We start from the raw sequence: 12,656 nt of genomic DNA, 5'->3' as shown, positions 1-12,656 counted from the left end.
ATTCAATGGATTCATTGATGCAGTTATTACAAGGTTTTGAAACAGCGCTTACATGGTCGAACCTGCTGTATTGTTTACTCGGAGTTACCATCGGGATGCTGGTCGGCGTTTTGCCTGGATTGGGTCCGACTACAGGGACGGCGATCTTATTGCCGGTCACGTTCTCCATGGAGCCGGTTTCGGCCATCATTATGCTGGCGGGCATTTATTACGGCGCAATGTATGGCGGAACGATAACCTCCGTTCTGATCAATACACCGGGGGAAGCGGCTTCGGTAATTACGTGTCTGGACGGGCATCCTCTGGCCAAACAGGGAAGAGCGGGGACTGCCTTAGGGGTTGCCGGTATCGGTTCGTTTATCGGCGGAACCGTTTCCATCATTGGGCTCGTGGTGATCGGGCCGCCTTTAGCTCAATTCGCGTTAAGATTCGGTCCTCCGGAGTTTTTTGCCCTCATGCTGTTGGGACTGATCACGGTGGTTGGACTTATGGGAAAATCCATTGTGAAGGGAATCATTTCCGCGCTTTTGGGCCTGTGTCTGGCTCTCATAGGCATGGATGTCGTTTCAGGCGCCATCCGGTTTACCTTTGATGAGCCGAATTTAATGAACGGGATCGATTTTGTCATTATATCCATGGGATTGTTCGGTCTTTCCGAAATTATGATTGGCATGGAGAATATCACCAAACTGGAAGCTCCGCCGAAAGTAAAAGGGCTGCTTCCCCGCCGTGACGAATGGAGGCGGACGCTGTCCGCGATCGGAAGAGGAACCGGGTTAGGCTTCCTGGTAGGACTTGTACCGGGCTCGAACTCCGTCATACCGGCGATCCTGTCTTATTCTCTTGAGAAAAAAATGGCAAAAGATCCGTCGCGTTTCGGCAAAGGAGCCATCGAAGGGGTTGCCGGGCCGGAAACAGCGAACAATTCTTACAGCGGAGCGGCCTTAATTCCGCTGTTCACATTAGGAATCCCGAGCTCTCCTACGATTGCCGTATTGTTCGGAGCCTTTATCATGCATGGTTTAACTCCTGGCCCTACGTTATTCCAAAACAATCCCGACGTCGTATGGGGAATCATTGCCAGCATGTTCATCGGGAATCTGATTTTGCTGGTTTTAAATTTACCTTTGGCCGGCATGTGGGCCAAAATTGCCCTGATTCCCGCGAAGCTGTTATACCCGATTATTTTTGCAGTCGCCATTTTGGGTGCATTCAGTGTAAATAACAGCTTGTTTGATGTGTGGGTTATGCTGATTTTCGGAGTATTGGGTTATTTCATGAAAAAGCTCGATATCCCAATGGCGCCGATTGTTTTAACCTTTGTTCTTGGACAATTGCTGGAAAGCTCATTGCTGCAATCGATGATTTTATTTGAAGGCAGTTTTCTTGGATTTTTCTCCAGACCGATTTCACTTGTACTGCTGTCCATCTCTTTTATTATTCTTATTTTCAGCGTTTATGCAGGCATAAAGAATAAGAAGGGCATGCTGGCCAGCGACGTGGAAATGTAAAGAAATGTTTGTAATTTCATTTTATTTGTCATACAATTTTAAAATATGGCAAATAAAAAAGGAAGGTGGAATGAATTGATTAAGAAAAAACAAGAAATCGTGCTGGATTCTGTCCCTCGCAAAACATTGGCCAAAGAAGTGGCTGACAGGATCATTCAACTTCTTGCCTCCGGGCAATTAAAGCCCGGGGATAAGCTCTATCCCGAAACGGAACTGACGAAAATGCTGTCAGTCAGCAGACCTGTATTGCGTGAGGCTATGAGTTCCCTGGAATCTTTGGGGATTATTCACAGAAAAACGCGGGACGGCACGTATTTTTCTGAAAAAATCAGCAGTAAACCGTACACGAATATGCTGTCTCTGGCCGGGGATGATTTGCCGTCCATTATCGAGGCCAGGATGGCATTGGAGCTTGGTATGATTGCGATGGCTGCGGAGAAAATCACAGATCAGCAGCTTGATGAGCTCAACCAAACGATTAAGGCTCTTTCTGAACATCCGGGGGACTATTCTCAAGTGGATAAAGAGTTTCATCGAATTATTGCTTTTAGCGTAAACAATTACATTCTGGAAGGCATGATCGATTCCCTTTTGATGGCTTTTGACCGGATGAGTAAAAACATCCAATTTAGAGAACGGGATGTTGCGGTTGAACATCATAAAGCCATTTATGAGGCATTGAAAAAGAGATCGCCGTCCGAAGCTTTTGCACAAATGTACCGACATTTGGACTACGTAAGGAAAAAAATTTTAAAGCAAAGAAAAGAAAGCAAGGCCTAGAAAGTTAAGCTTTCACAAGAGCAGTGGCAATAAAAAAGCACCTCCTGTTACATGGTGTCCAGTCGTGCGGGCTGACACCATGTAACAGGAGGTGAAGAAGATATAAAAAAACAATTCCAAGTGAAGTATACACAAAAAAAGCGAATACTTCAAACCTGATGGGCAGACAGGAAACATGAAAAGGGAGGCCATTCCAAATGAAAAGCAGAAACAAAACGATTCTCTCCGCATTGTCTGTAGCAGCACTCGCAGGTTCCTTATTGGCAGGGTGCGGTACAGGAGCATCCTCGACTCAGGGTACGGATCCTGCGCCGGCCGCATCCAACAACACCGCTGAAGCTCCGAAGTCCAAGTTTCCTGAAAAACCGATTCAGCTGGTTGTTCCCTATGCCGCTGGCGGAGGTACGGATATCACGGCCCGCACGCTTGCAAACGCCGTTTCTAAATATCTTCCGAACAAAGGTACCGTTGTAGTCGAAAATAAGCCGGGGGCCAGCGGCACGATCGGGTTGACCGGACTTACTCAAGCCAAGCCCGACGGCTATATGATCTCCATGGCGACGATCGGTAATTTGTCCATTCAGCCGAACTACGGTAAAACACCGTACTCCTTTGACAGCTTTGAACCGATCTTAATCGCAAACTCTGTACCTCACGTATTGGTTGTGAAAGCGGATGCGCCGTGGAAAACGATTGATGAGTGGTTTGATTATGTCAAAAATAACCCGAATGCATTTACTTATTCCACTCCGGGCGTAGGGAATACGCAGCATTTGAATTTGGAAGCCGTTGCACTCAAGGATAATCTTAAATTGAAGCATGTACCTTATGACGGTGCTGCGCCTGCCATTACGGCACTGCTTGGCGGACATGTGAAAGGCGCGGTTGTACAAGTTCATGAAGCCAAACCGCAAGTGGATTCCGGGGAACTGCGCATTCTGGCCAATATCGGAACCACCAAATCGGATGCGATTCCGGATGCACCTTTGCTTGCGGAAAGAGGTTATACCGGATACAACGCTTGGACCGGTATTGTCGCTCCGAAGGGGACGCCTAAAGAAGTCGTGACCATTTTGCATGACGCCTTCAAAAAGGCTTTGGAAGACCCTGAAGTCATTGAGGACTTCAAAAAGATCGGAATTTCGCCGGCCTATAGCGGTCCGGAGGATTTCAAGAAGATTGCCGAAGAAACGTATAAATCCACCGGGGATGTTGCGAAGAAGATCGGCCTGATCAAGTAATCGGCATGATAGGATACAGGGTATGTCATCTCCGGCATATGAGATGATATACCCTCATTATGTAACGGACGAAAGGGTGCAAACCAATGTTGACGGGTGAATTAAGCAATTTCGTTCCGCTTCCTAGAATGATCCCTGTACGTCAAGTTTTTGACGCGCCAACGATCAATGATATTGAAGGCGAACTGAGAAAGGAACTGAACAAAGAAGCGATAAGAAATTCAATTAAAGCCGGGTCCCGTGTGGCCGTAGGCGTTGGAAGCAGGGGAATTGCGAATCTTCCCAAACTGGTAGTTACACTGATTCATCAACTGAAGGAATGGGGAGCCCAACCGTTTATTGTTCCAGCCATGGGAAGCCATGGAGGAGGAACCGCAGAAGGCCAGATCAAGATGCTGGCGGAGTTGGGCGTTACGGAAGAAAGCATGGGAGTACCCATCCTGAACTCCATGGATGTCGTTCAGATCGGCACCTTGGATGACGGCACCCCCATTTATCTGGATGAAGCCTCCTATCGTTCGGATGCCATTGTCTTCATCAATCGGGTGAAGCCTCATACGAGCTTTAAAGGGGATCATGAAAGCGGATTGCTGAAAATGATGGCGATCGGCTTGGGCCGGCACAAGGGGACGTTGGCAATCCATCAGCATCCGCTGGCTGAAATGCCCGTATTGCTGCCCAAAATAGCTGAGGTCTATCTGAAGCATGCCCCGATCGCCTTTGGGGTTGGAGTATTGGAGAATGCTTACGACAAGACCGCGCATATTGAAGCGGTCACGCCGGATGAGCTCATACTTAAAGATAAAGAACTGCTTATTCAAGCCAAAAAGTATATGCCCAGGATTGTACCGGAACAAGTCGATCTGCTTATGGTCAATGAAATAGGGAAAAACATCAGCGGTTCGGGAATGGATCCTAACATCACAGGACGGGCCGCATCGAAAGCACCGCAACAATTTAACGCGCCTCAAATTGAACGGATTTTCGTTCGCGGCCTGACAAAGGAAACGAAGGGGAATGCTTGCGGAATCGGGGTGGCCGATGTGATCACCAGACGGGTTTTTGAACAGATCAATCTGAGCTACACCTACGCCAACGTCATTACATCCAAAATTCTGGATTCCGCCAAAATTCCCGTCATTATGTCCAATGACCGGGAAGCCATAAGCACCGCTTTAAGGACGTGTTACCATATCGATCTTCAAAATCCGAGGGTGGTATGGATCAAAAATACATTGGAATTAGAAAATATTTTGATTTCCGAATCGGTTTTGGCGGATATGAAGGGAGATCCCCGCATACAAGTATTAGGCGAACCTTTGGAGATCGCCTTCGATTCAGACCATAACATAACAACAGATATATGGAGAGGAATGGAGCACGGATGAGTAAACCTGCCAATCAAATCAAAGGGATTCTGGGCTTTCCCGTCGCCCCCTTTAAAGACAACGATCAATTGGATGTACAAGCATTAGCCGCAAACATTACCTTTTTGATTGACGGAGGGCTGGATGCAATTTACGTTTCGGCCGGAGCGGGAGAGTTTCAGTCGCTGACACGCAGCGAGTATGAAGCGATTGTTGAGATCGCCGTTTCGCTGAGCAGGGGAAAAGTGCCCGTATACACGGGCGTCGGGGGAAACATCAAAGAGGCCGTCGAATTGGCGCGCATCACACAAGCCAAAGGGGCTGACGGATATTTAATTTTGCCTCCTTATTTAATCAACGGAGAACAATCCGGATTATACGAATACTTTAAGACCATTATCGAATCTACGGATCTGAATGCCATTGTTTATCAACGCGACAATGCCGTATTGTCTTTGGGTACCCTGACGAAATTAGCCGAGCTTCCCCAGTTCATCGGACTCAAAGACGGTGTCGGGAAGATGGAGAGCAACATCGAGTTCGTTCAGACCTTAGGAAACCGCCTGAGCTGGATCAATGGCATGCCGTTTGCCGAAGTGACGTACCCGGCTTATGTTCCGTTGGGCTTTACTTCCTATTCATCGGCGATTTCGAACTATATACCTCACATTTCGAGAATGTTTTATAGCGCAGTCCAAGAAAACAATCAAGCTTTACTGAACGAGCTGTATAAAGAAGTGATTTTCCCGATCAACAACATTCGCAAACAAAGAAAAGGCTATGCCGTTTCCCTAATCAAAGCCGGTATGGAGATCATGGGATTACCCGTCGGCGGCAGGGTACGTGCGCCCCTGATTCCAGTAGAGAAAGAGCATTACGCTCAGCTGGAGGTTATCTTGAAGCATGCGTTAGATCGGTTTCCCAAAAAAACAGCAATAGAATCCAGCAAATAAAGGAGTATGAGTATACCATGTCCGACATTCGAGTATCTCCGGAAAAATTGACGGCGTTTTGTAAACAAGTGTTGACCGCAGCCGGTATCCCCGAGCGCGATTCGGAAATTATCGCAGATTCTCTTGTTCACGCCAACCTGACAGGCGTTCATTCTCACGGTGTTTCCAAATTGAACGATTACCTGGTCAGACTGGACAATAACCTGGTGACGAAGGAAACGAACATCACCGTCGTTTCCGAAACGCCGACAACCGCACTGCTTGACGCGGGCAACGGCTGGGGCCAGATCGTATCCCAGAAAGCCGTCGACGTAGCGGTTAAGAAAGCGAAGGAGTACGGCAGCTCCTGGGTTGGCGTCCGGAATTCGAATCACTACGGGACAGCAGCCTATTGGACGGCTCAAATTGCAGCGCAGGGAATGATCGGCATCTCGATGACCAATACCTCTCCTGTCATGGTTCCGTTCGGTTCCAAGGTGCCTACTTTGGGAACGAATCCGATTTCCATTGCCGTGCCGTCTCCATCGGGCAAGCCGATTATGCTGGATATGGCTACAAGCAACCAGGCCAGAGGCAAAATCACCCTAGCCTCCAAGATGGGCAAACCGATTCCGACGGATTGGGCCATTACCGTCGACGGACGGGAAACAAGCGATCCTCATGAGGCGCTAAAAGGAAGTCTCCTGCCTTTCGGGGGAGCTAAAGGGTCCGGGTTGGCCATTATGGTTGATATTTTAACGGGCGTGTTGACCGGGGCTCTGTACGGATCGCAAATCCCGCGCTTTTATGATGATCCGGTTCCGCAAAATCTGGGACATATGTTTGCCGCCCTCGATGTCAGTGCAATGATGCCTCTTGATACATTCCTTGAGCGCATGGCGGAAAAAGAGCGCGAAACCCGGGAGAGCGCACCAGCCAAAGGATTTGATAAAGTCTATATGCCGGGAGATCTGGAATATGCAAGAGCCGAGGAAGCCCGGAAAAACGGGATCGTATTGTCTAGTGAAATCCATAACGAGCTGTTAAGTGCGGCCCGGCGTTATGGTGCCAATGTGACTTTAGTGGACTGATAATTTCCAGAATTGCCCGTCATTACCTATGAACGCCATAGAAAGGATTGGAATGCAGATGACTATAGGAGAGAAAACCACAACGAATACTTATTTGAATTATATAAATGGAAGCTGGACCGCTTCTTCGTCCGGTGAAGTGGATAAGAGTACGAATCCCGCCAATGCGCAGGAAATTGTAGGCTATATTCAAAAATCGACGGCAGCCGATTTGGATCGGGCAGTCCAAGCGGCGAAGGAAGCTCAGGTTCAATGGAGAAAGCTTTCAGGCGCCGCCAGAGGAGATTATCTTTTCAAAACGGCCAATATTCTTGAAGCCCGACTCAACGACATTGCCGAAACAATGACAAGAGAAATGGGCAAATCGCTTCCCGAAGCCAAAGGAGAAACGGCCAGAGGCGTGGCGATTCTCCGTTATTATGCGGGCGAAGGCATGCGCAAGGTAGGCGATGTGATTCCATCCACCGACAGTGAGGCGCTGATGTTTACGAATCGTGTTCCTCTCGGTGTGGTAGGCATTATTTCGCCTTGGAATTTCCCTGTTGCGATTCCGGTCTGGAAAATCGCGCCCGCACTGATTTATGGCAATGCCGTAGTGTTCAAGCCTGCGCAGGAAACCGCCGTAACGGCTGCTAAAGTGATAGAGTGCTTCGCCGAAGCGGGCCTACCGGCAGGCGTGCTCAATATGGTGACCGGCGCCGGCTCCGTGATTGGGCAGGGCATCATTGATCATAAGGATATTAAAGGGATCAGCTTCACGGGCTCCGATCAAGTCGGTAAGCTTGTAGCTCAGGGTGCGGTTGCCCGCGGAGCCAAGTATCAGCTTGAAATGGGAGGCAAAAACCCGGTGATCGTGGCAGAGGATGCGGATCTCGATCTGGCCGTCGAAGCCACCGTCAGCGGTGGTCTCCGCTCTACGGGACAAAAATGCACGGCCACCAGCCGTGTCATCGTACAAAGTAAAATTTATGACCTATTTAAAGAAAAGCTGCTGGCCAAAGTGAACGAAATCAAGGTTGGCGACGGATTAAACAGCGATACATGGATGGGGCCCTGCGCCAGTGAAAATCAATTAAACACCGTATTATCTTATATCGAGAAGGGGAAACAGGAAGGAGCCACACTGCTTGCAGGCGGAAAGCGGATCACCGGCGGCGGTCTGGAAAATGGCTTCTATGTTGAGCCTACCGTGTTTGAAAATGTGAATCGCAATATGGTCATTGCGCAGGAGGAGATTTTCGGTCCGGTGCTTGCTTTAATCAAGGTGGATACTATAGAAGAAGCGCTGGAAGTGGCGAATGATACAAAATATGGATTAAGCGCCTCTATTTTCACACAAAACATTGGAAATATGTTATCATTTATTCGAGAGATGGATGCGGGCCTGGTCCGCATTAATGCGGAATCGGCCGGGGTTGAGCTGCAAGCGCCGTTTGGCGGTATGAAACAATCCAGTTCCCATTCCAGGGAACAAGGTCAGGCGGCCATTGAATTTTATACGTCCATCAAAACCGTATTTGTGAAAGCATGATTCCTTTGAGTTAACACATATCACCGAAAGCCGGGATTCTTGACAGAAGAAACCGGCTTTTCTTAAGATATATGGAGCTTTTCTTACTGAAAGCCGGAGGCGAAATACCTGGTGCGAAGTTATTTGATTTTGGGCATGTGCGGACTATTCCTCATTCAATATTTTGTTCACGTTCAATGGCTGGAGTATCTGGTCATTTTTATGGCGCTTGCCGCCTTTATGGGAAGCGCTACCAAAGCGGATCCCGTGCCAAGATGGTTTGGGATCTGCATGCTGATGACCGGAATCGTTCTGGAGTTTCAAAAAGGGAGGGGGATCGACGGAGTCAGTGAAGGCATATCGATGAATCTTCCTCTGCTTACGCTCGTCATTTTGGTGCCGCTGCTTTCGATTCCGTTAAAGCTCGGGGGATATTTTGATGCTATCGATACGCTGCTTCGGGGATTGCTGCATCATCCCCGTAAGCTTTTTGCGGGAATCACGAGCGTATTGTTTGTCCTGGGGCCGATTCTGAACCTCGGTTCGATCCGCATCGTCGATGAACTGCTTAAAGGCTTGAAGCTTCCTCCCGTGATGCTTGCCAAAAGCTATTTAGTGGGCTTCTCGACGACTATGCTGTGGTCGCCGTATTATGCATCCGTCGCTTTGATTCTCTATTACTTGAAAATTCCGACCATCGAATACATGGCCTATGGCATCGGGTTTGCCTTGCTCTTTATCTTGATTGGAAATGTGCTCTTTGCCTTTTGGTCCAAACGTCATCCCTTAAGCCCGGATTCTTTCGCCGAAGCGGCGTCCGCGGAAGAATCAAAAGACGGCACCTATCGCCGAAAGCTCGTTCGATTGGGTTTGATTGTCGCGGTTTTGATGAGTATGACCTTTCTGCTGGAAACGCTGACCCATTGGTCGATGCTTGTCATCGTGAGCCTTCTGTCCATTTCCTTTCCTTTATGCTGGGTAATCATAACCGGAAAATGGAGTCTATTGCGCACCCAGCTGGCTGATTTTCGAGACCGGTCCGTGCCCATTATGAATAATGAAATCCTATTGTTTACCAGCGCAGGATTATTAGGAAACGCTTTGCAGGGCACCGCCTTCGGAAGCGGGATGAAATGGGCCCTGATCAGCTTGGCCCAACAGTCGTTTTTTATTTTCGAGATATCGATTATTGTTACTGTCGTTGTCGTTGCCTTCATAGGCATTCATCCGATGGTGATCGTTACCGCGCTGGTTACCCAAATGGATGCCCAGGCATTGGGGACGACTCCCATTGCGCTTGCGATACTGCTGATGCTCGCCTGGTCCACCTCAGCCGTACTAAGTCCGGTTAACCCATTGAATTTGCTGGTAAGCCGGCTGTCCGGCATTACGGGGCTTGCCGCAGGGGTTCGCGCCAACGGGATTCACCTGTTAATTGTCGCCATCCTCGGATTATCGATTATCACGATCATTCAATAGAGCATCAAACCGAATGAGAGGCCTTCGAGGCCTCTTATTTTGTTGCCCCTCCTTTTCCATGGTTTAACAGTAATGATACTCAACAAAAAGGTGACACAATGTCATTCTGTGAGGAAATGACGGGATGAATCGCCTGAATGCATCTTTTCGGGGAAAAATGCCTGTATTTAAGGATTTCCAATGCCTGCTTTTTTTGATATAGTTCATGTATAAAAATTTAGTGACACGAAATATATAGTCTTAAAATATTTATAAGTATCATTTTTAATGATTTATGTAATATGAAAACGACAACTTAAATGGGGGTGTACCCATGGGTCTGGAGGGTGAGATCGTCAAGCTGCTGAAAGATTTAATTCGCAGCCACAATGAAATCTTAAGCAAGAAGATGAGAGATGACAGCATAACGCCTCCCCAATGGATGACACTGCATCAAATTTATCAGCAGCCCAAGACGATTGGACAGATTGTTGATGCGGTGCAGCTTTCCTACAGCACGGTTTCGGGCATTATTGACCGGCTGGAGCGGGACGGTTGGATTCGGCGCGAAAGGGATGAGCGGGACCGCCGCATCATTTGGATCTATAAAACGAATAAGCTTCAGGAAAGAATGGCGGGAAACACGATCTTTCAGGAAACGTTTTATACCGAGCTCCTGAGCGGGCTGCCGGAGCATGAACTGAACATGATTGTGAAATCTATCAGATTGCTGAACAAACAAATAGAAATGAAGGTTGGGGAGAAGACATGAAGCGCAAAGCGGTATTGTATGTTATTTTAACGTGCCTGGTGGTCGTTGGAGGGGGAATCGGCGGTTACTTCTGGTATGAAGGGCAAAATTATGTCTCAACCGAAGATTCAAGGCTTGCCGGAGATATTTATAAAGTCATGCCCCGCATTACGGGGAAGGTCATATCGCTGCAAGTGAATGAAGGGGATCATGTGATGGCCGATCAAATTATCGGACAGCAGGACAGCAATAATTTGCCTACGAGCAGCCTCGATCAAGCGGCACTAAGATCCCCTATTGAAGGCACGGTGATCAAAACCTTGGTCAAGGCGGGAGAAGTCGCCTCTCCGGGCCAAACCGTTGCTATGGTGGTGGATAAGAGACAATTGTACGTCACGGCCAATATCGAGGAGACAGAGATTTATAAAATCCATGAAGGGCAAAGGGTAGATATCCGCGTCGATACGTTTCCCGGCCAACCGTTGACGGGTCATGTGAAAGAAATAAGCAAGGCCACGGCTTCGACCTTTTCGCTGCTTCCTTCAACGAATACCAGCGGTAACTTTACCAAAGTAACCCAGCGCATTCCCGTCAAAATTTCAATTGATGATCAGCTGGGGCTGGATTTATCGCCTGGCATGAGTACTACGATCAAAATTCATTTGAAAAGCAACTGAAAAGGGGTTAGTTATCCATGAAAAAAATACATAAATGGCTTATTCCAACGGTTCTTACAACGGTTTTCGTTGGAATTTTGCCGGGATGCAGCGATACATCGGACGCAAGCGGTGCGAATCCCGCGAGTGTGCCGGTAAAGGTCATCAAGCTTGGTCAATTCACGGATCCGGGGTTAAGCGGTAAAATTATCCCCGATCAAGATATCAAAATCGTATCGAAGGTATCCGGCAAAGTGGCCGGGGTGAATGTGCAGGAAGGCGATAAAGTGAAAAAAGGCGACGTGCTGGTCCAATTGGAAACGGACGACTTGCTTCAGCAAGTGAGGCAGGCCCAATCCGGCGTGGCTGCGGCGGAGGCGAAGCTGGCCGATACGCAGGCAGGAGCCCGCACGCAGGAGATACAGGGGCTGGAGAGCGCCGTGAAAATGGCGCAGGGCGCTTATGAACAAGCCACGGCTGCCCTGCAGCAAGCCAGCGCTGCCTTGGACCTGAGCACCAAAACCTATAACCGCCTGCGGAACATGTTTGACAGCAGCTCAAGCGTGACGCAGGAGGAACTGGATAAGGGTACGCTCGATTATGAGAAAGCCAAAGCGGGCTACGAGCAGGCGCAGGCCGCGCAAAAATCGGCGGCGGCCCAGGTAGAGGCGGCCAAGGCCAAGCTCGAACAGGCCCGGATCGGGCCTACGGACAATACGCTCAAAGCGCTTCAGGCGGAGGTTGACCGGTTACACGCGGGATTGGAGCTGGCGAACAGCAGCCTGAACAATGCAACGATTACGGCACCGATCGACGGCGTCGTCGTGAAGAAAAGCATATCGCCGGGCGAGATGGCTCAGGCAGGGGTGCCGATCATCTCCCTGGTCAATATGGATCAGGTACAAGTGGAGTTGAGCGTAGCGGACAATCAAATTTCCAAGGTAAACGTAGGGACACCTGTACAAGTGAAGGTTCAAAGCATACCGGATCAATTGTTCCAGGGTACAATCTCGTTTGTCAGTCCCGTTTCTAACCCGAACAGCAATACATTCCCGGTCAAAGTAAAGGTGGATAACAAGGACGGCCTGCTGTTTGCCGGTATGGTGGCCGAAGTCCATATTGATGGTGCCGGGGATAACCGGATCGAGGTGCCGAAAAGCGCCATCGTGAAAAAAGAGAACAAGGAATATCTGTTCATTATGGATAACGATACGGCTCGCCTCGTAGAAGTGAAAACGGAAGAAAAAAATCAGGATTGGGTTTATGTGCAGCCGAATGACAAGCTCAAGGGAGACCGACAAATTGTCGTGAACCCCGGGGATAAGCTGGCGGATGGCACCAAGGTGAAAGCTCAATAGG

Annotated in this window: 11 protein-coding genes; all 11 read left to right on the top strand. The window is 48.8% G+C overall.

All coding sequences use genetic code 11. The features are described 5' to 3' along the window. Window positions 1–5 precede the first annotated feature (5 nt). The gene (locus BLT35_RS11735) at window positions 6–1,511 is read left to right on the top strand and encodes a tripartite tricarboxylate transporter permease (RefSeq protein ID WP_062406285.1); all 1,506 of its coding nucleotides are present in this window, start codon (window positions 6–8) and stop codon (window positions 1,509–1,511) included. 75 nt (window positions 1,512–1,586) lie between these two features. Further along, the gene (locus tag BLT35_RS11730; RefSeq protein WP_062406287.1) at window positions 1,587–2,291 is read left to right on the top strand and encodes a FadR/GntR family transcriptional regulator; all 705 of its coding nucleotides are present in this window, start codon (window positions 1,587–1,589) and stop codon (window positions 2,289–2,291) included. Between the two features lie 197 nt (window positions 2,292–2,488). Continuing rightward, window positions 2,489–3,532 (top strand): Bug family tripartite tricarboxylate transporter substrate binding protein, encoded by a 1,044-nt coding sequence (locus tag BLT35_RS11725; RefSeq protein WP_062406289.1) that lies wholly within the window; start codon window positions 2,489–2,491, stop codon window positions 3,530–3,532. Between the two features lie 86 nt (window positions 3,533–3,618). After that, on the top strand, window positions 3,619–4,920 hold the full coding sequence (locus BLT35_RS11720) for a nickel pincer cofactor-dependent isomerase, group 22 (protein ID WP_054819135.1): 1,302 nt from the start codon (window positions 3,619–3,621) through the stop codon (window positions 4,918–4,920). Then, a complete protein-coding gene (gene kdgD, locus BLT35_RS11715) occupies window positions 4,917–5,852 on the top strand; it encodes a 5-dehydro-4-deoxyglucarate dehydratase (protein ID WP_062406293.1) in 936 nt (311 codons plus the stop codon). The genes BLT35_RS11720 and kdgD overlap by 4 nt, the downstream gene beginning before the upstream one ends. 17 nt (window positions 5,853–5,869) lie before the next feature. Beyond that, the gene (locus tag BLT35_RS11710; RefSeq protein WP_062406295.1) at window positions 5,870–6,922 is read left to right on the top strand and encodes an Ldh family oxidoreductase; all 1,053 of its coding nucleotides are present in this window, start codon (window positions 5,870–5,872) and stop codon (window positions 6,920–6,922) included. A gap of 58 nt (window positions 6,923–6,980) precedes the next feature. Continuing rightward, complete coding sequence (gucD, locus tag BLT35_RS11705) at window positions 6,981–8,453, top strand: alpha-ketoglutaric semialdehyde dehydrogenase GucD (protein WP_062406296.1); 1,473 nt, start codon at window positions 6,981–6,983, stop codon at window positions 8,451–8,453. Window positions 8,454–8,564: 111 nt separating this feature from the next. After that, entirely contained in the window at window positions 8,565–9,911 is a 1,347-nt protein-coding gene (locus BLT35_RS11700; RefSeq protein WP_074728093.1) for a hypothetical protein, read from the top strand. Between the two features lie 313 nt (window positions 9,912–10,224). Next, complete coding sequence (locus tag BLT35_RS11695; protein WP_054819139.1) at window positions 10,225–10,662, top strand: MarR family winged helix-turn-helix transcriptional regulator; 438 nt, start codon at window positions 10,225–10,227, stop codon at window positions 10,660–10,662. Next, window positions 10,659–11,318, top strand: coding sequence for an HlyD family secretion protein (locus tag BLT35_RS11690; protein WP_062406300.1), 660 nt, complete (start codon window positions 10,659–10,661; stop codon window positions 11,316–11,318). The genes BLT35_RS11695 and BLT35_RS11690 overlap by 4 nt, the downstream gene beginning before the upstream one ends. A 17-nt stretch (window positions 11,319–11,335) precedes the next feature. After that, window positions 11,336–12,655, top strand: a complete 1,320-nt coding sequence (locus BLT35_RS11685; protein WP_074728091.1) for an efflux RND transporter periplasmic adaptor subunit — start codon at window positions 11,336–11,338, stop codon at window positions 12,653–12,655. Window position 12,656: the final 1 nt, after the last annotated feature.

Source organism: Paenibacillus naphthalenovorans, assembly GCF_900099895.1.
Taxonomy (GTDB): Bacteria; Bacillota; Bacilli; order Paenibacillales; family NBRC-103111; genus Paenibacillus_G; species Paenibacillus_G naphthalenovorans.
The sequence above is the reverse complement of the archived record's forward strand: the minus strand, read 5'-3'. Positions and strand labels throughout refer to the sequence as shown.